The organism is Phosphitispora fastidiosa (assembly GCF_019008365.1).
In the GTDB taxonomy this organism is placed as follows: domain Bacteria; phylum Bacillota; class Thermincolia; order Thermincolales; family UBA2595; genus Phosphitispora; species Phosphitispora fastidiosa.
This window is the reverse complement of the sequence record NZ_JAHHUL010000001.1, coordinates 307,641-330,558: the sequence shown is the minus strand read 5'-3', so window position 1 is coordinate 330,558 and position 22,918 is coordinate 307,641. Positions and strand designations below refer to the sequence as shown.

Below are 22,918 nucleotides of genomic sequence, written 5' to 3'. Positions count from 1 at the left end.
CCTAAGACTAATGACAAATCATTGCACTGTTTTTGAGTAGCTAAAGTTCTTAGAAAACAAGGGTATATGTGTTCCAGAAGACGGAGTCTGTCGTCAACCGGTCCAAACCTTTGGGTAACGGATTGGGGGCCCCGTCGGAGGAACACATATACCCCTGTTCATGTAATAATTTGACAGCCAAAAAGAAGGTGTTAAGACTTCATCCAAATGTTAAGAATTTTCGCAGTAGTGTGTTTTTTTATGGGACAAAATGGGACAGATATGGTATAATTTTCTTATATATGATGCCATGGTAAATGGTATCGGAACATATAATTGAGGGAGGGGTAATACTTTTGAAACTGATGATTATGGGACCGCCCGGAGCAGGCAAAGGTACCCAGGCAGAGAGACTCGTTAAGGAACTCGATATCACCCATATTTCCACAGGGGATATGTTCCGCGCCGCCATCAAGGAAGGAACCGAAATGGGGAAAAAGGCCAAGGAATACATGGATAAAGGCCAACTGGTTCCTGATGAAGTGGTTGTCGGAATGGTAAAAGACAGGCTTTCACAGCCTGATTGTGAAAAAGGATTCCTGTTGGACGGCTTTCCGAGGACAGCAGCCCAGGCAGATGCCTTAAGCAAGACTTTGGATGACATGGGAATTAAGCTTGACGGGGTTATCAATATTGGAGTTCCCAGGGAAAGGCTGATGGCACGTCTGACCGGCCGCAGGGTTTGCAAAGCCTGTGGTGCCAGCTACCATGTTATTTTCAACTCACCCAAGCAGGAAGGTGTCTGTGACAGTTGCGGGGGAGAACTGTACCAGCGTTCCGATGATAATGAAGAGACTGTTTCCAACCGCCTTGATGTATATGAAGCTCAGACTCAGCCATTGATTGACTACTACAGCGAGCGGGGGGTTCTTTTAGAAATTAACGGTGATCAGGATATCAACCTGGTTCTCAAAGATGTGTTGGCAGCATTAAAGAAATAACTGCCGCCTACCTCTCACAGCAGTGTATATGCGGACCCGCGTACGGCGGTTCAATAGTTTGAGTGCGATACCTCGTATTTCTTAGCTATGTTAACATAGCTAAGGGATTCGAGGTATTTGTCTATACCTGTCCGTTATTTTGTCAGGCGCATTTTTGTCTTCAGTATATTTCAAAAAACGGTATATTTCTAAACACCGAAATGCCGAATTATATGATCGTGAAAATCGGAGGCCAGGTTTGACGCCAACGAAACGGCAAAGGCGGCGTGCTTCAGCAAATTGAAGGTGAAGCTGCTGGATACCAATAGTTTATTACAAAAATACAATAATTGATAAAGAGGAATCACATAATATATTATAGAATTTATAAAAGATGAACTAACCTGGGAGAGAACTAATGAACAATAATCTTAACAACTTACCTATTGGTGTATTTGATTCAGGAATCGGTGGCATCAGTCTTCTTGCGGAAATGGTGAGAACTATGCCTGGAGAACATTTTCTGTACCTTTCCGATTCGGCTAATGTCCCTTATGGGACCAAGAATCGCGAATGTATCAGGGAAGTTTCTCTTGCTGCGGCCCGACTGTTGTTTGCCAAAGGGATTAAAGCTCTGGTTGTTGCCTGTAATACTGCCACCAGTGCTGCGATTACATATATTCGCGAACAATATGAAATGCCTGTTATCGGAATGGAGCCGGCCATAAAGCCGGCTGTAGAAAAAAACGGTAAAGGTAAAATAATCGTTCTGGCCACACCGCTGACCTTAAAGGAAAACAAGTTCAACGACCTTTTCCGGAGATTTAACTGCAGTGCTGAAATTATTCCGATACCATGTCCGGGTTTTGCAGAGCTTATAGAGTCAGAGGCACAACCGGAAGTCATCAGGGAGTACCTTATCCATATTATTGGTGATGGCAGCCGGGTAAATTTCAATGAGGTATCAACTGTGGTTCTGGGATGTACTCATTACTGTTTTGTCAGGGATGAGATTTCCCGGGTTGTGGGGCCACAGGCAGTCATTATTGATGGAACTGAAGGAACCGCCAGGCATGTTATGAGGACATTAGAAGCAGGGGGCCTTGTGGCTGCTGAAAACAGCCCTAAAAGGGGTGTGGAATTTTTGACCACAGGTGACCCTGATTGCGTCATCCCCCTTTGTGAACGCTTTTTTGATAAAGCCTTGGGTATGCTCAATAAGTAATTTTTGTAAACATGTTTTTCAGTTACCAGCGAAATAACTAAAAACCAAATAAAATGAGGTGCCGGTAAATGTTCAGTCTGCGACAGCTTAAAGCGTTTGTTCTGGTAGCTGAAAATAAGAGTTTTACCAAAGCCGCCAAAAGGCTATATATGACACAGCCTGCGATAAGCGCCCAGATAAAAGTGCTGGAAGATAGACTGGAAGTCCAGCTTATGGAACGCAATGACAAGAGTGTTGTCCTCACTGAGGCTGGACAGCTGTTTTATGAGGAAGCAGGGAAGATATTGCAGCTATATGAAGGCTTTATGGAGGCTATTGATGAACTCAAAGGCATTCGCAGAGGCCGGCTCTTAATTTCAGCCAGCACTATTCCGGGAGAGTATGTACTGCCTATGCTGATGGGGGAATTTAGCAGGGAGTATCCAGGGATTGAACTTTGTCTTAAGATTGCTGATACAGGCGTGGTTGTGCAGCAGCTTATTGGCAGGGATATCGATTTAGGAATAATCGGGGCTCCGATACAACATGAAACTATTACTTTGAGTGAGTTTATCAGTGATGAACTAATAATAATTGGTCCTGCCACAGAGGGAACCCGAGACTTAGAATTAACCCCCAGTGAATTAGTGGCATCAAAGCTGATTCTCAGGGAACCGGATTCGGGGACCAGAATGATGTTTTGTAAAACGCTTGAGAATAATGGGTTTGATACAGAAAGTCTGCGGGTGGTAATGGAACTGGGAAGCACCAGGGCTATCATTACAGCTGTAGAAAGCGGTTTGGGTCTGAGTGTGGTTTCCCGGCTCTCTGCCCTTGATGCCCTCCAATTGGGGAAAGTCAGGGAAGTCAAGGTCAGCGGTATGGGCAGTCTGGAACGTTCCCTTTATTTAGCCTGGAATCATAACAGATATATTAGTTATTCTGCCCGGGCATTGTTAGAATATCTTGAAACAAATAAAGACCGTATTAATAAACTGATTTGGAGCCGAAAATGATGAAGATGCTGAAGATGCTGAAGATGCTGAAGTTGTTATGGAGAGCCTTGATTTTTATAGCTCGGGATGTATTTGTCGGATTTCTGGTGGCCCTCAGTGCTGCTCTGGTTATGTTCAGGTTAAATCCTGACATGAACAGGGTGATTGCTATACTGATACCGGCAGGAATAATTGCGGGGTTTTTTAAAGGTGTTGTGAAGTTTACTTTGCTAAATATTACCAGCTCTCTTCCCAGCAAAGGCTACCGGTTTAATTACCCTAAGTTCAAGCTGTTGGGCTTTTGGCTTGCAGCGCTGCTAGGTGCACTCTTGTTTGCATATGGGACTAATTTAAGTTTATGGTTTTCCGGTCCCATGGATCTGCTGAGAGACAATATAGTGCTCGGATTGTCAGATGAACAACCGCTGGAGTTGATGGCAGTCTTGATCTTTATCCTGGGTATTTCTGCTCATATTTACGAGCCCCCATATAACGAAGACGAAACTCTGCCTCCGGAAGAAGATGAGACCTCTGAAGAAGATGAGACAGAGTTGGAGTGAAACCTGGCGTTTGGTAATGTATACAGCTAATATTTACCCCCCTTTTAGGGCAGATTAAGTGTAAAAGGGGGTGGGACAGTGAACAGTCAGCCGTGTTTCGCTGATTGTGTTCATGCTGCTGACGGGGAATGCATGGTGAACGTGATTGGTAATGACAGGCTTGGTGAAGTGGAGTGTGCGTGTGAATTTTATAGGAAGAGAAAAAGAGAGAGCCAACAATATGAAGAACTATCCTAATAAAGCGGACAGGCCGTCCGGAAGCGGACAGCCTTTTTCTATAATAAGCCTTGCAGTTGCTGTTGTTTCGATTATAGGACTGTATTTATATAAACCGGTAAATCTCGAAGAAGTGTCTACTATTGAAGGTTTTGTCAGGTATGCAAAGTCTTTTGGGGTAATTATGCCGATAGTCATTTTTGAAATTATTCTTGTTCAGGCTATAGTTCCTGTGATTCCTTTTGTAATGTTATGCAGCGCCGCCGGCATACTAATTGGAGTGGGACAGGGAATAGCAATAATCTGGGCGGGAACACTGACCGGGGCTTCAATAACTTTTTTTTTATCAAGAACGATGGGATTCCGGTGGGCTCTTTCAAAGCACGAGGGAAAGGTTCCGGGATACCTGGAAAAGATGAATGGTACGGGGGGGTTCCTGGCTGTATTGACTCTAAGGCTCCTGCCATATTTTCCGGCTCCAATTATTAATATCACTGCCGGGATAAGCCAGATGAGGTTTGCCTCGTTTTTTTTGGCTTCTGCTATTGGCAAATTACCCTTTATAATAGGTTATACCTATGTGGGCAATAATCTTATCAACAGTAAAAATTATGCTCTGATGATGGCATTATTTGCGGCTTTGATTATTGTGCCTTATTTGATAATGGTAACCCTAAAAAAGAATTCCTCTTAAAAAAGCAAATAGGCAGGAAATACCATTTTCTGTGTCGAATTACAGGATACATAATTCTGGATTTGGGAGAAATGATATGCCTGTTAAGAGATGTATTTTATGTGGAAGACCTGCACATACCACAGCCGTTATTGGGATCAGAGATAAAAACTGGGTATGTTCATCATGCCGGGGCATTATTGACAAAAAGCTGTGTAAGGAAACCCCGGCAGATGATTCTGCAGGTGGACGTATCTGTAAAAACTGCATAAAAAGAAGGAACAGCGAGTGTCGATTTTTGGCAAGTGAAAGGCAAAAGATTATCAGGTGCAGTGACTGGGAAAGTAAGAACTTTGAGCGTTCCAAGAGAAGATGGGCTAAATTTGAACAGGAATGAAATTGCGAGTGCCCCAAAGGCTGGTGAAAACAGTATTCATGAACTAATGCAGATTTATAACAGGATGTTTGTATATTTTGGGCCCAGGAAATGGTGGCCGGGTGAAACAATTTTTGAGATCTGTGTTGGCGCTATACTGACACAGAGTGTTTCCTGGAAAAACGTTATGAAGGCTGTCGATAACCTGAAAAGAGCCGGACTTCTTGAACTGGAAAGTATGCACAACGCCTCAGTTGAAGCGATTGAACAGTGCATAATTCCCACAATGTATTATAGAATGAAAACCAAAAAATTGCAGGCGTTTGTAAGTCATGTAATGCAAAAATACGATGGAGACCTGGCCAAAATGTTCAGTAAAGATATGGACAGTTTAAGGATAGAATTACTGAGTATTTACGGCATTGGTCCAGAGACAGCGGACAGCATTATCCTATATGCGGCAGAAAAACCCGCCTTTGTTGTTGACGCATACACGCGGCGGATTTTCTCCAGATTGGGCATCTTCAATGAAGATGTTACCTATGACGAAATGAAGGACTATTTTATGCAGAGGCTTTCTCCTGACGTGCCCTTGTACAATGAGTACCATGCCTTAGTAACCGGAATCGGAAACAGGTTCTGCAGCAATAAAAGACCAAAATGTAAAGAATGTCCTTTATGTGAGAAATGCTGCTTTCCTCAGGGGAGGGAGTAGCTCTTATGAAATAACGGTAAAAGTTTCAATAGCGGGTTCCCCGGACAGGTGGATTAGCAGCTGAAGCATCGCTTTTTTGGTCCGGGGGTCTTTTTTGATTTCTTTTTTTGCCTGTTCATAGAGGGACTCATTCTCCCAGAGGGAATATACCAGAAGCTCATTTTCACTTTCAGTGCTTTTAGCCAGAAAACTGCTGATGTGTCCCTGTTTACTTGTTCCTAGTTCAGTGTTTTCCTGCAGCAGGGGTACTATTTTATCAATACGGCCGCTGCGTGTTTTTATTCTGGCAATGACTATTAACACCCAAAAACCTCCTTTTAATCTAGCCGGCGTAACAGCATCTTACCGGCATGATATATTGTATTCAGGGCATTCGTCCATGTGTTATTTTTGTTATGGAAATATAGTGAGCTGCAAAAAAAAAGATTGTGTCATAATTATTGAGGGAAATGCATATGATATTTTGTCTGTAACAAATACTGATTGAATGGGCTAAATGACATTCTATCAGCAGAATGGAGGAATTGAGAATGCTTAAGGAACTTATTGACCGGATTCTTGAAGACATTGGCCTTGAATCCATCAATGGCCGTGAACCGGAGGAAAATGGAGGATGGGGAGGAAAAAATGAGGAATTGGCAGATATAACATAAAAAGCGCCGTAAAGGCGCTTTTATGGTTGAATTATGTTTTGGTTAGTTTATGGTGCGCCCGGTAGGAATCGAACCTACGCTCCAGGTTCCGGAGACCTGTGCTCTATCCACTGAGCTACGGGCGCATTTTAATAGAACAATAATTAATATACCTGAAATCATGGGTAATGTCAAGATGGGAAAAATACCAAGGAGGATTTATACAGCAGAATGTAGAATGCTTGAACAGTTTGGGACTTATACCTGACATTTATGACAAATCTGGTAATGGTGGGAACAGCATGGGTAATGTTCTGAAAAAAGTCTCAATAATTTCAGGGGTTTACGGGCAGCCTGGGGAAGAAAAGGTGTCCGCTTTTCTTGCTGAGAATCTTTCGGACCGGTATGTTATTCTTAATTCCCCAAGAATTTACTATCATGGGGCTACCTATGATATTGATCATATTGTGATAGGCCCAAACGGTGTTTTTGTAGTTGAGACCAAAAATATGCAGGGACAGATTCAAGGCGGGATAATGGGTAACTGGGTTCAGGAAAGGCGCAAATCAGGCAAACGCTCCAAGGTGAAGATTGGCAATCCTGCCAATCAGGTTCACCAGTATGCCAAGGTGGTTAAGTCTTATATTGGTTCCCGGTGGGCTTACGAAAAAGATCATAAAATGAATGTCAAGGTTTATCCTGTTGTTGTCTTTGTTCACGAGGATATCGACATATCTAAAATGGAGTTCACCAAGCCGGGTTATATCGGCAGGGTAAAGATTCTGGAATTGGCAGAGCTTGTTGAATTTATTAACCGCAGAGAGGGAGCGGAATATACCGACGAAGAAATTCACGGGATGGCTGAACTGGTTGTCCCCGAAGACCAGAGGGACCAGACTGTATATTATTCGGTGGACAAGCTGCAGGAGTTTAGTGAAAGCTCTGCCGACCGCTATGAACTTTTTGAAGAAATTGGCCGCGGTAGTTTTGGCTCAGTTTACCGTGGCTTTGATTTTAAAGTTGATCGGGAAATTGCTGTCAAGCGGGTTTCCCTTTTAAACCGGTCCGAACACAGCACAATAAGCCGTTTTTATCGTGAGGCCCAGATAGCTTCAGAATTGAAACACGATAATATTGTAGGGGTATATGACTACTATGAAAAGTCAGGTGAACTCCACATTATCATGGAGTACATTGAAGGACAAGCCCTGGATGAATATGTAAAAAGCAATGATATTTCTGTGACCGTGGCCTTTGAGATTATGAAGAATATCTGTTCCGGGGTTTCCTATGCACATGAAAAACAGGTTGTGCATCGGGATTTAAAACCGTCTAATATCCTGATTTCTCATGATGGCGAGGTAAAGGTCGCTGATTTTGGGATAGCTAAAATACAGAATTCCACCAAACTTACCCTGGAAGGTACAGGCGCCGGAACTCCAATAATCATGTCACCGGAACAGATTGCCGGGCAGCCGGTAACCGAAAAAAGTGATATTTTTGCTCTGGGTGTGCTTCTCTATTACCTGGTTTCCGGAAGGTTACCTTTTGACGGAGAGTACATCGGAGAAATCATAAAGAAAATCACCCATTTGGAACCTGAGCCTCCGGGGCGTTACAATAAAGAATTAACCGGTGATATGGAGTCCGTAATTCTAAAGGCTCTGGAGAAAAATCCCGAGGACCGGTTCAAAAATGTGGCTGAAATGCTGAAAGCAATTGAAGAAATACTGGATACAGGGAGGTTAGCGGTCAAAGTCGGCCGGAAAAAATGGCTTAAATACCTCCCCAGGCATATCAGGGCAGCTTTCAGGTCGGAACGCAAGGTGTTTACAACCATTACTTTGATAAGTCTGCTTGTGTTTGCAGGTATTCTGGCAGTTCAAGGATTTAAAGATTCCAGGCAGCTTTCACAGGATGTACTGCTTACTAAACAATACGGGTTTAACAACGAAAACCTGCAGTTGTTGTTTGATAACCCTAAACTCTATATGGGACTTCCGGTTAATCTTGTCGGCAGAATTGAAAAGCTGGTAGAAATAGATAAAAACAATACTCAGTTTACTGTATCTGTAGGAGTTGGCGGCCAAGTGCGAACCAGGGATATTATCGTTAGTTATAACCTGCCTCACTCAGTGTTGCAGTTTTCCAATTTTATTGAAATTACAGGCAGCATCCAACATGTTATGAAAGTGAACGAAAATGAAGAGGTACCGCTTATTGTTGCTGATAAAGTGGAAGGTATTGAAGACCCGTGGTCAATACTTGCCCCGGCAAAGTATACAATTTACCCTGACAAAACCGTTACCCAAAACAATAAGGTCGTTCATCTGGAAAAGGTCGAATTTGCCGAGCGGGAAACAAGGCTTTATGTACAGATGGAAAATACGGGTAGTTCGGATGAACTCCTGGTGTTGACAAACACTATCGGCAAACAGGATGGACAGGAGTTTAAAGAACTGAAAAATAGTTATTATGGTCAGGGATTTCTTTCAATAGTTCAGCTGCAGCCTAAGCAGGAAGCCCGGGGAGTGATATTCCTGGAACCCATGGACAGCCAGAAAGGGGCAGCTATGGTTAGCCTGGGATCCACCAATGATGTCCTTATGGGACAGGAACCTTACGTTTTCGATATTGAGTGGTAAGAGGCCTGCATTGTTTTTGAGACGCAAAATTGTTGATTAATATAGGGGTAGATGTATTCCTACGGCGGGCTACGTCTCAACCGGTTAACCAAACCCACAAAAGTGGGTTTGGACCGGTTGACGACAGACACCGCCTTTCGGAACACATCTACCCCTATCTGATAACATTTTTATGTTCAAGAACAATGCAGTCCTTTACATTAAGCTGTTCCAGCAAAATTGAGGGCTGCCTTTGAGCTCATACTTTTGTTTCGGCGTAACCTCTGCGGGAATTTTGGGATAGAATACAATAACCAATGTTCGGGTATATTGTCCGGTAGATTTTAAAAGAATAAAAAATAAAAAGATGTTACAAAAGCGGGTGGTTTTATGTTAACGGTGCCTGCCAGCAGTCTGTCCCGATATCTTCCTCTGTTTGAGAGCCTCCAGAATAAGACCGTACTCGACTACGGATCAGGGAATCTCCGCAATGCTATTTATCTGCACCGGAGAGGGTATAAAGTCTATGCTGTTGACCTGCCCGGGAGGATTAAAAGCAAAGCTTTGCCAAGGCTAAGCCTTTTATTTGCAGATGAATTAAAAGACCTTAGCCTGGATGCAAATATAGCCATATGTACTTTTGTCCTAAACCTGATAGACTCAAACAAGAGAATAGAAGTAATGGATACAATTGCTGCTAATATGTCCAGGGGAGGGTATTTCCTTGTGGAGACCAGGGGATTAACCCTCAGGGAACTGGATCTGCTGATAGTACCCCGGGGGTTTGCCAGGATTCATGACCAACGTGGTAGGTATACCATGATAGCATTGTACAAATACCTTGGAGCATATCACTAAGAAATGTTTACAAAAGAGCCGGAGTGATTTACCATGTTGTTAACGATATGTCTGGGGAGGTAGTGTTGTGGAAGTCAGGGATATGCAGCAGGAGGTTGATCAATGGATCGGACAGTTTGAGGAAGGCTACTGGCATCCTCTTTCAATGCTGGCCCGAATGACTGAGGAGGTCGGGGAGCTGGCCCGGGAAGTAAATCATATTTATGGACAAAAAACCAAAAAAGCAGGTGAAAAAGAAGGCAGCCTGGCTCTGGAACTGGCTGATATACTTTTCATTATTATCTGTATGGCTAATTCACTGGAGCTTGATTTGGAAACAGCCTTCCAAGAAATGATGGAAAAATACCGGCAGCGGGATTCTGAGCGATGGACACGAAAAAGTGAATCAGACAGCAGCCGGAAATAGCCGGTTAATATGTACGGCGGCGGGCAAAACTCAGGGCGTAATTACTCAGGGCTATAACTGATATAATTCCGGCAAGGACAGTTACCAGGGAAGCTCCTGTAATTTTAAAAGCGCTGAAAAACAGGGCGGCATAAATGGCAATTGTGGCAGCTTTACCGTAGAAGTTGGCGCTTACCTGCAGGTGTTTCCTGATCACCATGAATAAGCTTCCGGTCACCAGAAGCAATTCCTTAACTATTACCAAGACCACCAGCCAAAAAGGAAACCTTCCAATCATAAACAATGAGGTCATCACAGATATTACCATGAGTTTATCTGCCAGGGGATCAAGGATTTTACCCAGAGGTGTTACCATATGCAGTTTTCTGGCCAGATAACCGTCAATTACATCAGTTATTCCTGCCACCGCCAATATTAACATTCCCCATAGCACGCGGTGGGGGCCGGCAGCCCAGAACACTATTAGAAAAACCGGAACCAGCAGTATTCTGACAACAGTTATCATATTTGGTAGATTAATCATATTCTGTCTCCTTTTTAATTGTAATACTATTATAAAACAAAAGACTGCTGATGTGCAAAACGGTTTTGTACAAGTTTGACAAATTTAAGCCTACCCTTAATTATTTCTCTAAGGGTAGGCTTAAATTAATCCTGCCAGTCGATGGTTTCATCATCAATTGTCGTAAGTTCGCTGTCATCAAGTGATATCAGGCCTTCACCGTCAAGTTTTCTAACCACCCGGAACAGGGATTGACGTTCATTTTCAGGCAGTTTGCTTACATACTCATTAATTTTAGAAGGGGATACATTGTTGGTAAATTTTATGCCCCCGTATTTTACAAAATTTTCTTCAGGCATTGACAATCACCTCCCTCAAACATATAATCTGGTTTAGGGGAGATATTATTATACACTCAAACATATTTTTAATGGAAAGTGGTGACCATGAGTGAACGCCAAGCTGTGCCCGTATTGTAATGAATATTCTTATTCTGCTTACATAGGCGCCCAGTGGATTTGTCCCAAGTGTGGAAAAGACATCACAGATGTTGGCTTGATGCCTGCTGAAAATTATTCTCAAAAATAGTGAAAGCCATATGCCGAAAAATGAAAAAGACTTTAACCCCCTTGGGCGGGATCACGTCAAGGGGTATTTTTTTTCCAATATGCAGAGATTAATTTCCAATATGCAGAGATTAATTTATTACATGCTCAGATTAAGTTGGTGGATAAATGAACATAGAGATCAGGTTTATGGGGGACAGCGCCTTAGTCATATTATATGGGCCAAAACAGACAAAAAGCGGTCTCTCCGCACTACCTCAGGATGAGGATAGGATCCAACGGGAAACTGCCGGAATAGAGCGGGACTATCTTTGCCTGTCCCGTGACAGACCTCTGTGGATAACGGATATTGTGCCATGTTTCAGCAGTATCGGGGTATACTATAATCCTGTATTAATCAGCCCTGTTGAAGCTGAAGACTTTATCCGCAGGCGCTTAACCCGGGAGGCCGGACCTATCCCGGCAAAAACCGCAGCGGTGTCCATTCCTGTCCGGTATGGAGGTGAGTATGGTCCCGACCTTCAGGCAGTATCAGAAGTTCTCGCCATGACCCCTGAAGAAGTTATCTGCGAACATTGTCAAAAGACTTATAACGTTTGGGCAATTGGCTTTTTACCGGGGTTTCCTTATATGGGGAGCCTCTCTGCTAAAATTGTCCTGCCTCGCAAAGCGACTCCGGTCAGAACAGTGGCGGCGGGTTCAGTGGCTATTGCCGGATACCAGACAGGGATCTATCCTTATGATTCCCCTGGGGGTTGGCATATCATCGGCAGGACTGAAATGAAAATGTTTGACCCTGAAAGGGCAGAACCTTGTCTTTTGAAACCGGGTGACAGGGTGCGTTTTGTCAGAATGGGAACATAATGGCGGGAAGAACGGGGTGATATGGATGCCTTCGATAGATATAAACTGTGATCTGGGAGAAGGTTTTGGCATATACAGCTTTGGCCAGGACCGGGAAATTATCGGCCTGGTAACCTCTGCCAATATTGCCTGTGGATTTCATGCCGGCGGTCCTGAACAAATGCATGAGACGGTAAGCTTATGTTTACGGAATGATGTGGCTATTGGAGCGCATCCCGGTTATCCTGACCTGCAGGGGTTTGGCAGGAGGGCAATCACATACAGCTTTTCCGAAATTAAAAACATGATTATTTACCAGGTAGGCGCCCTTGCAGCAATAGCCGGTTCCCTGGGAGGCCGAGTGGAATATATCAAGCCACATGGGGCGCTCTATAATACTGCGGCGGTTGATTCTCTTACCGCTTCAGCTGTACTCGAGGCTGCCGCAGGTTTGGGCGGACTGCCCCTGATGGTTCCCGCGGGGTCCGTAATTGCACGGTTGGCAGAGGAACAGGGAATGATAGTAATCAGGGAAGGATTTGCTGACCGTAACTATAATGACGATGGGACTCTGGTCGCCAGGGCCGGAGGAAATGCTTTAATCAAAAGCCCGGTCAGGGCTGCAGCACAGGTAGTAATGATGGCCAGGGAAGGAAAAATTACTACTGTAGGTGGAAATGAAATAGATTTAAATGTGGACAGTGTCTGTGTTCATGGTGACAATCCCGAAGCGTTAGCTGCTTTAAAGGAAATTCGCAGGGCGCTGGCAGAAAACAATATTGGTGTGGTCAAGATATCACAATTATTGGGTGGTTGAAATGTTTGCTGCTAAAGTAATTCACCGGGGATTCCTGACGACAGTTCAGGACCTGGGCAGGTTTGGATATAGACATCTGGGGGTACCGGTTTCCGGTGCAGCCGATTGTTGGGCTCTGATTACTGCCAATCGACTTGTGGGTAATGAGCCTGGTGCGGCTTGCCTGGAGATGACCCTGGCAGGCCCCGGTCTGTTATTTAGCAAAGATTGTATTGTTGCCATGACAGGTGCAGACATGAGTCCCAGGATATTCGGCAGGAAAGCCCCCATGTGGGAAAGTTTTCTCTGCAGTGCGGGTGATCTGCTTAGTTTTGGTTATCGCAGGAAGGGGTGCCGGACTTACCTGGCATTTGCCGGTGGAATTGATACTGCGCCTGTTATGGGAAGCCGGTCCACCTTTTTGACCGGGGGATTTGGCGGCCACGGTGGGCGGCTCCTGGCAAAAGGGGACTGCTTACCGGTTAGAAACGGTCCTGAAATCGAAAAATTATCCCTTGAAAACATGCTTGGAAAAAGATATCCTGTAAACAGACGACCTGTATATGCCGGTAGAATTACCGTCAGGGCTGTACCCGGTATTGACCGGGGCCTATTTTCAGAATTAGTATACCGTAAACTATTTGACACAGAATATATGGTAACCGGGCAGTCCGACAGGATGGGCTGCCGTCTGGAGGGTAACAATCTAGTTGTTTCCCGGACAGAGGCATTGACAGAGTCCTTTCCGGTAACTCCTGGCAGTATCCAGGTGCTGCCGACAGGGAAACCGGTTATTCTGATGCATGATGCCCAATCCACCGGAGGATATCCTCAGATTGGTTGTATCATTGCTGCTGACCTGTGGAAGGTGGCTCAGGCTGTACCGGGGGATGCAATAAAATTTTTGGAGACAGATGTACCTACAGCTCTAAAAATATTAAATGATAAGTATAAAGAAGCTGAGGTCATGGACAGGGCTCCACAAACCGAGTTTTACCAAAACACCGGAGAGAACCGGTATAAAGTGACCATAAAGGTTCAAAACCTTTGCTATAACAAATAACAGGACAGGAGTGTGACATTATGAATGATTATGATGCAGTAATTATTGGCGGCGGGCCGGCGGGCTTGTCGGCAGGTCTTTATGCAGCCAGAGCGAAACTGAAAACCGTTCTGATAGAGCGGGGGATGCCGGGAGGCCAAGCTTCCACAACTGATATGATTGAAAACTACCCGGGATTTCCTGAAGGGATACCCGGTCCCGATTTGGTGATGAATATGGATATTCAGGCCAGACGTTTTGGGGTTGAGCCCAAATTTACCGATGTGCTGTCAGTTGCCGAGATGCCTGCCGGGGGGTATCAGGTAAAGACTTCTGATGGGGACCTGACCACCAAAACAGTAATAATTGCAGCAGGGGCGCTTTCCAGACCCCTGGGTATTCCCGGGGAGGAAGAGTTCCGGGGACGCGGGGTGTCATACTGCGCCACCTGTGACGGGGCGTTTTTCCAGGGGAAAAAAGTAGCGGTGGTCGGCGGAGGGGATTCCTCAGTTCAGGAAGCCATATACCTGACAAAATTCGCGGAGAAGGTTTATATCATTCACCGCAGGGATGAGCTCAGGGCTACCAAGGTACTGCAGGAAAAAGCCCAGTCTAATGACCGGATAGAATTTATCCTGGATTCTGTGGTCACAAATGTGATGGGGAATGAACAGGTTGAAGCTGTAAAGGTAAAAAATATTAAGTCCGGTGAGGAAAAAGCCGTTGCTGTTGACGGGGTCTTTGTATACATCGGTAAAGATCCTTCAACAGAGCTTTTTAAGGGCTTTGTAGATACCGATGAACGGGGTTACATCATTACTGATGCCAAGATGCAGACATCCCGGCAGGGAGTGTTCGCGGCAGGTGACGTACGCCAGACGCCGCTGCGTCAGGTGGTCACAGCCGTCGCTGACGGAGCCGTGGCTGCAGTGTCAGCTGAAGAGTATATCGAATACTTGAAGTAAAGAGACTCTCAAAGAAGAGAGTTAGGGGCAGATAGGCCGGATGGACGACAGAGTTCACCTTCCGGAATACATCTGCCCCATTTTTGTAAACTGTTGTTGACATTTTTCCGGAAAAAGCTTAAAATGATAAATAAATACCCCCTGGGGGTATGGGCAGGCGTTAGCAGATGGGAATGATAATGATGGAGAAAAGAGCGGTAGTAATCCCGGACAGATGTAAAATATGCAGGTCGTGCATGGCGCGTGAGGCTTGTCCTGCCAAGGCCATTGAGCAGGAAGAACCAGATGAACCATATTACATTAATTCCTTTTGCCAGGGCTGTGGCAAATGTATAACACATTGCCCTTCAAAGGCTGTGATTATGGTTTGAAAACAATTATGGATGATGATAAAAAGCTGGCAGAACTGGAAAACCAATTGAGAGATCTGAAACAGAGGTGGCCTGCACATTCGGTTAAGCCGCAGATGATTGAGGAAATGGAAAGAATTGAAGATGAGATTGAGAACCTTCGGAAACTCCGCTCTCATAAAGATGTGGGATCCCCACGGGTTCTGAAGCAGGGAGGTGGCGCTTAATGAGTCAAAAGGTAAAAATTCAGGTATTTGGGTCCCGGCTGTTTGATAGCTGTTCTGGCGGCGGTTGAGGGTCATCACGGTCTCAGGAGGAGATCACGGCGCTTTTTCGGGAGATTTTAAACACAAAGTATGGCCAACAGGTATCCATACAGTATATTGATATTCAGGACAAAGAGGAGATGGCAGGATATCCCCGGGCCCGGGCAGTTATAAAAGAAAAACCGGTTTCTTCTCTGCCCCTGGTTGCTGTTGATGGCATACCATTGTGGATGGGCAGTATCTCATACAGCTACCTGGTAAAGGAGCTGGACAAAAAGGGGATTATGCCGGTGGCCTGAATACTTTCCTTTATTGACTTTTGGAGTATAGTTTTATATAATTTGCACAACCGGAAAACATAACATTGGGGGTGTAATTATGCCGGCTTATGATTTCAGGTGCAAGAGCTGTGACAGTCAATTTACCGTCAGGGTATCGATAAGCGAAAGAGATAAGGTAAGGTGCCCTGACTGTGGGACTTCAAATGTCAAACAGGTCTTGACGCCATTTTCTGTTACGGTTAAAGGCTCGCCGGGAAAAACTTCGTGTGACTCCGGGTGCGGGTCTGGCTCAATGTTTGGCTGAGGCTGACATTAAAGGACTGGCAGTCCTTTGTAAGAAAGATAAATAACCCGGAAATGAACGGTGCGCGCAATGCCAGGTAAATGGTGCGCGCCTTTTCTGATTTAGTCAAACATAATCCGGGTTTGAAAGAAGGAAGGTGTTTATTTTGCTGAAAAACGGTATTATTCTTGTGGCAGACGATGAACCGAAAATGCGGGATTTGGTGAAAATGTACCTTGGCAGGGAAGGATTTGAAGTTATTGAGGCCGGGGACGGGGAGAGTGCCCTGGAGCTCCTCAAAAAATCGGAAATTGACCTGGTTATTCTTGATATTATGATGCCAAAGGTTGATGGCCTGACGGTATGCCGGGAAATAAGAAGGGATTATGATATACCGGTTATTATGCTCACGGCAAGGGGCGAGGAAATTGACCGGGTACTTGGCTTTGAACTGGGAGCTGATGATTATGTTGTCAAGCCCTTCAGCCCCAGAGAGCTGGTTGCCAGGGTCAAGGCTCTTTTAAGGCGGGTTGGCGCCAAACAGCCCGGTGAACCCGGAAATATTCTGACCTTCCCCGGGCTTGTAATCAATCATGATGCCAGGGAAGTTGATGTCCAGGGCAATAAAATCAGCCTGACTCCGAAGGAATTTGAATTGTTGGCCTTTTTGGCCAAAAACTCCGGCAGGGTTTTTACCAGAGAACAGCTGCTGGAGCACGTTTGGGGTTATGATTTCTATGGTGACCTGAGAACCGTGGATACACACGTAAAAAAACTTAGAGAGAAATTATCCCGCTTCGGAGAGGCGGCAGCCTATTTGATTACCGTTTGGGGAGTTGGATATAAATTTGAGGTGGGCAAATGATCAACCGCAGCCTGGTAGGGAAATTATGGCTGGCAATATTGGTTTTGATTATCCTGGTAATGTTTTTCCTGGGTGTCTTTTTATCCCAGTTTTTTGGTGACTTTTACTTTTCCCTTAAATCCCAGGAACTGGTTAGAAATGGCGCCGAAATTGCAGATATGATTGCATCTGCTCCGGATCGCCAGGAATGGCAGGAAGAGCTTACGATGATAAGCCGGTACATAGATGCCAAAATTGTGATTACTGACAGGAGAGGGCTTATCAGGTCGTGCACTATTCAGGGCGGGGGCATGCATCGGGGAGATAAACTAATGTACCCTGATGTTGAAAGAATCCTGGAAGGTGATATTGTCACCCAAAGGGGAGAATATCCCGGTCTGGAGATGACCGTGCTTTCCGTGGGAGTACCTATCAAAATAAAGAATCAGGTAATCGGTGCAGTATTTCTGCATTCCCCGGTTGAGCCGGTAACCGATACGGTAAAAACTGTTCAGAAGTTTATTATGTATGGCACTGTAGGCACCATAATTTTGGCCACGATACTTGCATTTATCCTTTCCAAAAAAGTCACCAAACCCGTCCTTGACATGAATAGAGTCGCTTTGGAAATGGCCAGAGGCAATTTTCGGGAACGGGTAATCCCGGAATCTCAGGATGAGTTGGGGCTATTGGGCAACACCCTTAATTTTCTTTCTGCTGAGCTCCAGAAGAACATTGAAGCGCTGTCAACTGAAAAGGACCAATTAGAAAGCATTATCAGGAGTATGACAGATGCAGTGGTCACTTTTGATATCAATGGCAGTGTTTTGTTGATCAATCCACCTGCCAGGGAGCTTTTTAAACTCAGAGCAGAGACAGGAACCCCGCATATTAATGACCTTTCGGCCATTCCCATGGTTGCGGAAATGTTTCAGGAGGCATTGGCGGAGAAAAAGGAAATGAAAGGTGAGATACCTTTTGAGGAAAAGACACTTAAAGCTGTGCTGGCTCCGCTGCGGAATCAGGATGGAAACATCCGGGGAATTGTGGCAGTACTCCAGGATGTAACCAAGGAAAAGAGGCTGGAAATGCTGCGGAGGGAGTTTGTGGCCAATGTCTCCCATGAACTCAGGAGCCCTTTAAGCCTGCTGCAGGGATATGTGGAGGCCCTTGCTGACGGGTTGGCGGAGAACGAGGAAGAGCGCGGGCAGTACCTAAATATCCTGCTTGACGAAACCCTTAGACTGCGCAGGCTGGTTAATGACCTGCTGGACCTTACTCAGATGGAAACTGGAAACATGACTATGAGATTTGACAAGATATCCTTAAGTGAACTGATAATAAGGGTTACCGACAGGCTGCGGCCGCTCTTTGCGGAAAGAGGTAAAGAAATGACCGTAGCTGTTCCGGATAAGCTGCCTCCGGTATTGGGGGATGAAGACAGGCTGCAGCAGGTCTTGGTCAATCTCCTGGACAATGCAGCCAAGTTCACTCCCGAAGGGGGTGTGGTTCGGGTTTCCGCAGTTACCGGGCATGACCGGGTTGATATCAGTGTAACGGATTCCGGCCCCGGAATTCCGGAATCAGAGCTTGAACAGATATGGGAACGCTTCTATAAGGCCGATAAGGCCAGAACCAGGGACGAGGCAGGGGGGACGGGTCTGGGGTTGGCCATAGTAAAAAATATTATTCAGGCTCACCGGGGCAGTGTAAGTGTGACCAGCGAACCGGAGCGAGGGACTACTTTTAAAGTCAGCCTGAACATATATGATGAAGGGGTAAGCAAAAAAATATGACTGTATCGCAAGGATACAGCCGCAGAGAATAGGGAGAGGAGTTTTAGCATGTATTTGACATTGATTATGTTTAAATACTAAACCTTTACTGAAAAATTTTCTATAGTTACTCTCTTAATTGTAAAAAGTCAAAGGTTAACGGTTTCATTTCAGTAAACTATGGAGAATTTAGCTGCTGCATGTCTTTTTATTGTGTTGATATTACATATGTAGGTGATATTAAGCCCTCAAAACACCCATTTAACCTGGCATATAACCTTTTACACATATTTATTGTCCGGTTACCAGTAAAAAGTCTTAGTTTAATTTTGGAGATAAGGCAACAAAACGGCAGTTCACCTTTTATTTTTGCAGGTTAGCCGGAAAACCCTTTCAAATTCATAGGTATATTAATTAAAATATTCTTAGGAAGCTGGCTGGGCAAGGTAAGGGAATGGGGTTAAGGGGGAGTTACAATGGAGACGAATGAAGTTAGGGAAAAAAGCGCAGAATGGATGACCATGGATGAAATAACCGCTGTTCCCCAACCTGTTAAAAAGATTTTACTGGCTACTGACGGGTCGGTATCAGCAATAAAAGCTACTAAATTCTCTATTGGGCTGGCAAGAAAGGTAAATGCTGAAATCCTGGCTGTATATGTATCGGGAAACGAAGATAGTTTTGAAATCCCTAAGGAACTAAAGGGCAAAAAGTTTTTTGGGGGTGTACACCCGTGTGAGGCAGGGCTTGCTGTTGCCAAGGCCTTTGGTCAGGAGAACGGGGTGACGGTAAACACCACCATTCTGAGGGGAAGTGTACCCAGGAATATTGTCAAGGCTGCGATTGCGGACAATGTTGACTTGATAGTATTGGGTGAATCCGGGAGAACCGATTTGTCCCGCATATCCCTTGGTTCTGTATCTGAGACAGTTATGAGGCTGGCGCCATGTTCAGTGCTCATAGCACGTGACAGCACAGAAAAATAGAAATTCTAACAAAATGACAGGTATATACCTGTCATTTTTTTTCTGGACGTATAGGAAAGTATAAATTTTTTACCGGACTGGAGAGCTAAATTTATCCCTTGCGAATGTTTCAGCCGGGTCAGTGTTGCCATTGATACGGGTAATGGGTTAAAATCTAATATATAAAGTGAAGCAGGGAGAAAACAATTAATGGCAGATACTTACGTTTTTTTGGATATTGAAACAACCGGACTTAATCCTGAATCTGATGAAATTATTGAAATTGGGGTCATAGCTGTCAGGAAGGGTGAGGTTGTTGACAGGTTTCATACCCTGCTGAATCCCGGGAGAAAGCTTCCCGTTCAGATTGTGACCCTGACAGGCCTGACAGATGACATGTTAAGAGATGCCCCGGCGCTTTCCGGGGAAGCCGGAAAGTTGTGGAACTTCATCGGCGACTGCCCAATCTTTGGACATAATATATCCTTTGATATTAATTTCCTGCAGCAGAAGACAGGGTATTTGCTGTTAAACCCCAGCTTTGATACCCTGGACCTGGTTCAGGCAGTGCTGCCGAGGGCTGAAAGTTACCGTTTGGAAACTGTCAGGCAGATTCTGGGGGTAGGCAGCGCCGTTTCTCACAGGGCATTGGATGATGCCGAAGCAGCATGGGAAACGTTTAAAAAGTGTATAGAATTATTTGATCACTTTGACAATGAGATCCTGTTTCGGGCTGTTCAAGTACTCGGAAATTGTCAAACGACCTTTGCGGAAATCTTGGGCAGGCATTTAACCGAAACTGCGACTCGTTTTTCGGACCGGAAAAGAGGAGTTCCCTATGCCTATATGAGTGATTCCGGATCGGGAAACAGGAATCCCGGCGACCCGGGTTCAGACCGCCTGTTTACTGATAAAGCCGGAGGCAAATATCGTGGACCGGCTTTTGCAGGACTGGAAGAATATCTGGGACCTGAAGGTATTTTTGCAAAGAATGATCCCAAATACAAATACCGGCAGGGCCAGGTGGATATGCTGAGAACAGTTTCCGCCGGGTTTCGGGAAGGCAGGCACATTCTGGTCGAAGCCGGCACCGGTATCGGCAAATCCCTGGCATACCTGCTGCCTGCAGTTGTCTGGGCCTTAACTGACCGGACCAAGGTAGTTGTCTCCACACATACTATTAACTTACAGGAGCAGCTGCTCAATAAGGACCTTCCCCAAATAAGGGACATTGCAGGAATCGATTTCAAAGCAGCGCTCGTTAAAGGCCGGAACAATTATATCTGCCTGAGGCGCTGGGAAGAGATGCTGAAAAATGCTGCAGAGCCACGTGATACCGGCAGTGATAACAAATACCATCACCGGGAAACCGTTTTCTGCCTTAAAGTACTGGTATGGCTGACCATGACAGTTTCAGGTGAACGGTCAGAACTAAACATCTCCCCTGACCAGACCAGGTACTGGAGTGAGATAAATTCAGAGCAGGATCACTGTATTGGTCCCGGCTGCCGCTGGTTTGCCAGGCAGTGTTTCGTAAACAAGGCCAGAAGACAGGCTGAAACGGCAGACCTGCTGGTAGTCAATCATTCACTGCTGCTGGCTGATATCAAGGTCCAGAATAAGCTGCTGCCTCCTTACGATTATCTCGTCATCGATGAAGCCCACCACCTGGAAGACAGCGCTACACAGCAGCTGGGGTGGACAATCAGCCTCGCGGCTCTAAGGGTCTTTCTGTTATCAATGAATAGAAGTTTTAGAAAGGGCGGGGGACCTGGCCTGTTATTTCTGCTGAGGCAGATATTAAAAAATTATACCTGGAAACTCAGTGATTCTGCTGAGAAACTCGGAGGGTTTATCGATGAGGCCGTGGACCGGGTCAGCAAGAACTGTGACTCGGTTAATGAAACGGAAGAATTTTTCATAGAATGGGTAGACTGTAATTGTAATGAAAATTTTGATAATAACTGCTCTGTTCTCAGAATACGGGAACATCATAGACAGGATGCGTCATGGAAGGCTTATGCAAGTATTAAGGAGAATTACACCTACCGGGCGTCTCTGCTGGAAAAGATACTGGGGAAAATCGCTGGGTTACTGCAGAAGGAAGACGAAGAAGGTGAACACAAGGAGTTCATCTCCCTCATCAAAGATATTGAATATCAGCGCGGTTTCCTGAGGGAAGTTATTTCTCAGCTGAATCTGTTTTGTGATGGTGAATTAAACTCCGTGCACTGGATGGAAGTACAAAGGGGAGAAAAACCGGAGGTGAAGTTCCGCAGCGCCCCGGTTACGGTCAGCAGGTTATTGAGTGAGAACCTTTTTCTGACCAAGAAGAGCATACTTTTAACCTCGGCAACAATAAGTGTTGACGGAAAATTTGATCATTTTATGGAACGGACGGGACTTTCCCTGATCCCGGAAGAAAAGGTAGTTACCCGTCTTATTGAGTCTCCATTTTCCTATGAGCGTCAATCCCTCCTGTGTATTGTCAGGGACATTCCTGACCCGTCCTCTGTATGTGAAGCCGAATACGTCCAATTCATTAACCCGGTTATCAGGGATATTGCCCGGATATTTCGGGGTCGGACCCTAGTCCTGTTTACTTCACATAAAATGCTCCGGGAATCCTATCACAAACTGCGACCGGAATTGGAGCCCGAAGGAATCACTATTCTGGGGCACCGCATTGATGGCGGGCGGACCAGACTGGCAAATGAGTTTAGGAAAAACCCGTGCTGTGTCCTGTACGGTTCCAGCAGTTTCTGGGAAGGAATAGACCTGCCGGGAGACATGCTGCAGTGTGTTATTATTGTCAGGCTCCCTTTTTTACCGCCAAATACGCCGGTTATTGAGGCCCGGACGGAAAAGATTGCCAGGGAAAACAGGGACCCTTTTTTCGGGTTTACTGTTCCTGAGGCCGTTATTCAGCTTAAACAGGGATTCGGACGGCTTATCAGGACCGAGGAGGATGAGGGCGTTGTGGTTGTTCTTGATTGCAGGCTGGTGACAAGAAGGTATGGGCGGAAATTCCTGAGTTCTCTGCCAATAAAGACCCATATAAAAGGAGACACTCCGACGGTACTGCAGAAAGTCTCAGACTGGCATACCGGTGAGCGCGCAGGCTTCAGGGTTCGGAATCTTTTGGAAAATGCCGGTGATATTGAGAAACAGCTTGAATCATGGCGCAGGAAAAGAACAGAGGATGCTGATACGACATAAAAC

Annotated in this window: 27 protein-coding genes and 1 tRNA gene; 24 read left to right on the top strand and 4 right to left on the bottom strand. The window is 45.3% G+C overall.

Annotated features, from left to right (window positions below; genetic code table 11):
- Positions 1-344 precede the first annotated feature (344 nt).
- The 8 genes from Ga0451573_RS01640 (at position 345) to Ga0451573_RS01605 (ending at position 5,698) form a co-directional block, all read left to right on the top strand.
- Positions 345-980: an adenylate kinase gene (locus Ga0451573_RS01640; protein WP_435052278.1), complete on the top strand. Its 636-nt coding sequence runs from the start codon at positions 345-347 to the stop codon at positions 978-980.
- Positions 981-1,377: 397 nt separating this feature from the next.
- A complete protein-coding gene (gene murI, locus Ga0451573_RS01635) occupies positions 1,378-2,184 on the top strand; it encodes a glutamate racemase (RefSeq protein WP_231682122.1) in 807 nt (268 codons plus the stop codon).
- Between the two features lie 68 nt (positions 2,185-2,252).
- A complete protein-coding gene (locus Ga0451573_RS01630; protein ID WP_231682121.1) occupies positions 2,253-3,179 on the top strand; it encodes a selenium metabolism-associated LysR family transcriptional regulator in 927 nt (308 codons plus the stop codon).
- Positions 3,176-3,718, top strand: a complete 543-nt coding sequence (locus tag Ga0451573_RS01625; RefSeq protein ID WP_231682120.1) for a hypothetical protein — start codon at positions 3,176-3,178, stop codon at positions 3,716-3,718. The genes Ga0451573_RS01630 and Ga0451573_RS01625 overlap by 4 nt, the downstream gene beginning before the upstream one ends.
- A 78-nt stretch (positions 3,719-3,796) precedes the next feature.
- Complete coding sequence (locus tag Ga0451573_RS01620; RefSeq protein WP_231682119.1) at positions 3,797-3,955, top strand: hypothetical protein; 159 nt, start codon at positions 3,797-3,799, stop codon at positions 3,953-3,955.
- On the top strand, positions 3,939-4,628 hold the full coding sequence (locus tag Ga0451573_RS01615) for a TVP38/TMEM64 family protein (protein WP_231682118.1): 690 nt from the start codon (positions 3,939-3,941) through the stop codon (positions 4,626-4,628). The genes Ga0451573_RS01620 and Ga0451573_RS01615 overlap by 17 nt, the downstream gene beginning before the upstream one ends.
- 76 nt (positions 4,629-4,704) lie before the next feature.
- Positions 4,705-5,004 (top strand): hypothetical protein, encoded by a 300-nt coding sequence (locus Ga0451573_RS01610; RefSeq protein WP_231682117.1) that lies wholly within the window; start codon positions 4,705-4,707, stop codon positions 5,002-5,004.
- The gene (locus tag Ga0451573_RS01605; RefSeq protein ID WP_231682116.1) at positions 4,991-5,698 is read left to right on the top strand and encodes an endonuclease III domain-containing protein; all 708 of its coding nucleotides are present in this window, start codon (positions 4,991-4,993) and stop codon (positions 5,696-5,698) included. The genes Ga0451573_RS01610 and Ga0451573_RS01605 overlap by 14 nt, the downstream gene beginning before the upstream one ends.
- Positions 5,699-5,701: 3 nt before the next feature.
- On the opposite strand, the gene Ga0451573_RS01600 is transcribed toward Ga0451573_RS01605, so the two are convergent.
- Complete coding sequence (locus Ga0451573_RS01600) at positions 5,702-6,001, bottom strand: antibiotic biosynthesis monooxygenase family protein (protein ID WP_231682115.1); 300 nt, start codon at positions 5,999-6,001, stop codon at positions 5,702-5,704.
- A gap of 227 nt (positions 6,002-6,228) precedes the next feature.
- Here Ga0451573_RS01600 and Ga0451573_RS19650 point away from each other — a divergent pair, with 227 nt between their 5' ends.
- Positions 6,229-6,351 carry a hypothetical protein gene (locus Ga0451573_RS19650; RefSeq protein ID WP_269438028.1) on the top strand — a complete coding sequence of 41 codons (123 nt, stop codon included), beginning with the start codon at positions 6,229-6,231 and terminating at the stop codon, positions 6,349-6,351.
- Positions 6,352-6,401: 50 nt separating this feature from the next.
- On the opposite strand, the gene Ga0451573_RS01595 is transcribed toward Ga0451573_RS19650, so the two are convergent.
- Positions 6,402-6,476, bottom strand: a tRNA-Arg gene (locus Ga0451573_RS01595).
- Positions 6,477-6,632: 156 nt separating this feature from the next.
- On the opposite strand from Ga0451573_RS01595, the gene Ga0451573_RS01590 reads away from it, so the two are divergent.
- The 3 genes from Ga0451573_RS01590 (at position 6,633) to Ga0451573_RS01580 (ending at position 10,218) form a co-directional block, all read left to right on the top strand.
- Entirely contained in the window at positions 6,633-8,975 is a 2,343-nt protein-coding gene (locus Ga0451573_RS01590; RefSeq protein ID WP_231682114.1) for a protein kinase domain-containing protein, read from the top strand.
- Positions 8,976-9,344: 369 nt separating this feature from the next.
- Complete coding sequence (locus Ga0451573_RS01585) at positions 9,345-9,812, top strand: class I SAM-dependent methyltransferase (protein WP_231682113.1); 468 nt, start codon at positions 9,345-9,347, stop codon at positions 9,810-9,812.
- Positions 9,813-9,879: 67 nt separating this feature from the next.
- Positions 9,880-10,218, top strand: coding sequence for a nucleotide pyrophosphohydrolase (locus Ga0451573_RS01580; protein WP_231682112.1), 339 nt, complete (start codon positions 9,880-9,882; stop codon positions 10,216-10,218).
- Positions 10,219-10,222: 4 nt separating this feature from the next.
- Here the strand turns inward: Ga0451573_RS01580 and pgsA are convergent, their stop codons facing one another.
- Together pgsA and Ga0451573_RS01570 are read right to left on the bottom strand one after the other, a co-directional pair.
- Complete coding sequence (gene pgsA, locus Ga0451573_RS01575; protein WP_231682111.1) at positions 10,223-10,741, bottom strand: CDP-diacylglycerol--glycerol-3-phosphate 3-phosphatidyltransferase; 519 nt, start codon at positions 10,739-10,741, stop codon at positions 10,223-10,225.
- A gap of 125 nt (positions 10,742-10,866) precedes the next feature.
- Complete coding sequence (locus Ga0451573_RS01570; protein ID WP_231682110.1) at positions 10,867-11,079, bottom strand: hypothetical protein; 213 nt, start codon at positions 11,077-11,079, stop codon at positions 10,867-10,869.
- Between the two features lie 375 nt (positions 11,080-11,454).
- On the opposite strand from Ga0451573_RS01570, the gene pxpB reads away from it, so the two are divergent.
- The 12 genes from pxpB to Ga0451573_RS01515 all read left to right on the top strand — a co-directional run bounded on the left by pxpB (position 11,455) and on the right by Ga0451573_RS01515 (position 22,915).
- Entirely contained in the window at positions 11,455-12,150 is a 696-nt protein-coding gene (gene pxpB / locus Ga0451573_RS01565; protein ID WP_231682109.1) for a 5-oxoprolinase subunit PxpB, read from the top strand.
- Entirely contained in the window at positions 12,131-12,946 is an 816-nt protein-coding gene (locus Ga0451573_RS01560) for a 5-oxoprolinase subunit PxpA (RefSeq protein WP_231682108.1), read from the top strand. The genes pxpB and Ga0451573_RS01560 overlap by 20 nt, the downstream gene beginning before the upstream one ends.
- Position 12,947: 1 nt before the next feature.
- Positions 12,948-13,988, top strand: a complete 1,041-nt coding sequence (locus Ga0451573_RS01555) for a 5-oxoprolinase subunit C family protein (RefSeq protein ID WP_231682107.1) — start codon at positions 12,948-12,950, stop codon at positions 13,986-13,988.
- A 20-nt stretch (positions 13,989-14,008) separates the two neighbouring features.
- Entirely contained in the window at positions 14,009-14,932 is a 924-nt protein-coding gene (gene trxB, locus Ga0451573_RS01550; protein ID WP_231682106.1) for a thioredoxin-disulfide reductase, read from the top strand.
- 167 nt (positions 14,933-15,099) lie between these two features.
- Positions 15,100-15,303 (top strand): 4Fe-4S binding protein, encoded by a 204-nt coding sequence (locus tag Ga0451573_RS20200; protein ID WP_353740059.1) that lies wholly within the window; start codon positions 15,100-15,102, stop codon positions 15,301-15,303.
- Entirely contained in the window at positions 15,261-15,509 is a 249-nt protein-coding gene (locus Ga0451573_RS01545) for a hypothetical protein (RefSeq protein WP_231682105.1), read from the top strand. The genes Ga0451573_RS20200 and Ga0451573_RS01545 overlap by 43 nt, the downstream gene beginning before the upstream one ends.
- Before the next feature lie 179 nt (positions 15,510-15,688).
- Positions 15,689-15,847, top strand: coding sequence for a hypothetical protein (locus Ga0451573_RS01540; RefSeq protein WP_231682104.1), 159 nt, complete (start codon positions 15,689-15,691; stop codon positions 15,845-15,847).
- A gap of 79 nt (positions 15,848-15,926) precedes the next feature.
- On the top strand, positions 15,927-16,133 hold the full coding sequence (locus tag Ga0451573_RS01535; protein ID WP_231682103.1) for an FmdB family zinc ribbon protein: 207 nt from the start codon (positions 15,927-15,929) through the stop codon (positions 16,131-16,133).
- 145 nt (positions 16,134-16,278) lie between these two features.
- Positions 16,279-16,977 (top strand): response regulator transcription factor, encoded by a 699-nt coding sequence (locus Ga0451573_RS01530; RefSeq protein WP_435052276.1) that lies wholly within the window; start codon positions 16,279-16,281, stop codon positions 16,975-16,977.
- The gene (locus Ga0451573_RS01525) at positions 16,974-18,752 is read left to right on the top strand and encodes a sensor histidine kinase (protein WP_231682102.1); all 1,779 of its coding nucleotides are present in this window, start codon (positions 16,974-16,976) and stop codon (positions 18,750-18,752) included. The genes Ga0451573_RS01530 and Ga0451573_RS01525 overlap by 4 nt, the downstream gene beginning before the upstream one ends.
- A 455-nt stretch (positions 18,753-19,207) precedes the next feature.
- Positions 19,208-19,717 (top strand): universal stress protein, encoded by a 510-nt coding sequence (locus Ga0451573_RS01520; protein WP_231682101.1) that lies wholly within the window; start codon positions 19,208-19,210, stop codon positions 19,715-19,717.
- Between the two features lie 189 nt (positions 19,718-19,906).
- Positions 19,907-22,915 carry a helicase C-terminal domain-containing protein gene (locus tag Ga0451573_RS01515; RefSeq protein WP_231682100.1) on the top strand — a complete coding sequence of 1,003 codons (3,009 nt, stop codon included), beginning with the start codon at positions 19,907-19,909 and terminating at the stop codon, positions 22,913-22,915.
- Positions 22,916-22,918 lie beyond the last annotated feature (3 nt).

Excerpts from the sequence above, each read along its gene's own strand:
- Ga0451573_RS01555 (WP_231682107.1), top strand. The coding sequence starts at position 12,948 with ATGTTTGCTGCTAAAGTAATTCACCGGGGATTCCTGACGACAGTTCAG.
- Ga0451573_RS01590 (WP_231682114.1), top strand. The coding sequence starts at position 6,633 with ATGGGTAATGTTCTGAAAAAAGTCTCAATAATTTCAGGGGTTTACGGG.
- Ga0451573_RS19650 (WP_269438028.1), top strand. The coding sequence starts at position 6,229 with ATGCTTAAGGAACTTATTGACCGGATTCTTGAAGACATTGGCCTTGAA.
- Ga0451573_RS01610 (WP_231682117.1), top strand. The coding sequence starts at position 4,705 with ATGCCTGTTAAGAGATGTATTTTATGTGGAAGACCTGCACATACCACA.
- murI (WP_231682122.1), top strand. The coding sequence starts at position 1,378 with ATGAACAATAATCTTAACAACTTACCTATTGGTGTATTTGATTCAGGA.
- Ga0451573_RS01535 (WP_231682103.1), top strand. The coding sequence starts at position 15,927 with ATGCCGGCTTATGATTTCAGGTGCAAGAGCTGTGACAGTCAATTTACC.
- Ga0451573_RS01525 (WP_231682102.1), top strand. The coding sequence starts at position 16,974 with ATGATCAACCGCAGCCTGGTAGGGAAATTATGGCTGGCAATATTGGTT.
- Ga0451573_RS01520 (WP_231682101.1), top strand. The coding sequence starts at position 19,208 with ATGGAGACGAATGAAGTTAGGGAAAAAAGCGCAGAATGGATGACCATG.
- Ga0451573_RS01585 (WP_231682113.1), top strand. The coding sequence starts at position 9,345 with ATGTTAACGGTGCCTGCCAGCAGTCTGTCCCGATATCTTCCTCTGTTT.
- Ga0451573_RS20200 (WP_353740059.1), top strand. The coding sequence starts at position 15,100 with ATGGGAATGATAATGATGGAGAAAAGAGCGGTAGTAATCCCGGACAGA.
- trxB (WP_231682106.1), top strand. The coding sequence starts at position 14,009 with ATGAATGATTATGATGCAGTAATTATTGGCGGCGGGCCGGCGGGCTTG.
- Ga0451573_RS01540 (WP_231682104.1), top strand. The coding sequence starts at position 15,689 with ATGGCAGGATATCCCCGGGCCCGGGCAGTTATAAAAGAAAAACCGGTT.
- Ga0451573_RS01615 (WP_231682118.1), top strand. The coding sequence starts at position 3,939 with ATGAAGAACTATCCTAATAAAGCGGACAGGCCGTCCGGAAGCGGACAG.
- Ga0451573_RS01625 (WP_231682120.1), top strand. The coding sequence starts at position 3,176 with ATGATGAAGATGCTGAAGATGCTGAAGATGCTGAAGTTGTTATGGAGA.
- Ga0451573_RS01570 (WP_231682110.1), bottom strand. The coding sequence starts at position 11,079 with ATGCCTGAAGAAAATTTTGTAAAATACGGGGGCATAAAATTTACCAAC.
- Ga0451573_RS01545 (WP_231682105.1), top strand. The coding sequence starts at position 15,261 with ATGTATAACACATTGCCCTTCAAAGGCTGTGATTATGGTTTGAAAACA.
- Ga0451573_RS01515 (WP_231682100.1), top strand. The coding sequence starts at position 19,907 with ATGGCAGATACTTACGTTTTTTTGGATATTGAAACAACCGGACTTAAT.
- pxpB (WP_231682109.1), top strand. The coding sequence starts at position 11,455 with ATGAACATAGAGATCAGGTTTATGGGGGACAGCGCCTTAGTCATATTA.
- Ga0451573_RS01630 (WP_231682121.1), top strand. The coding sequence starts at position 2,253 with ATGTTCAGTCTGCGACAGCTTAAAGCGTTTGTTCTGGTAGCTGAAAAT.
- pgsA (WP_231682111.1), bottom strand. The coding sequence starts at position 10,741 with ATGATTAATCTACCAAATATGATAACTGTTGTCAGAATACTGCTGGTT.
- Ga0451573_RS01640 (WP_435052278.1), top strand. The coding sequence starts at position 345 with ATGATTATGGGACCGCCCGGAGCAGGCAAAGGTACCCAGGCAGAGAGA.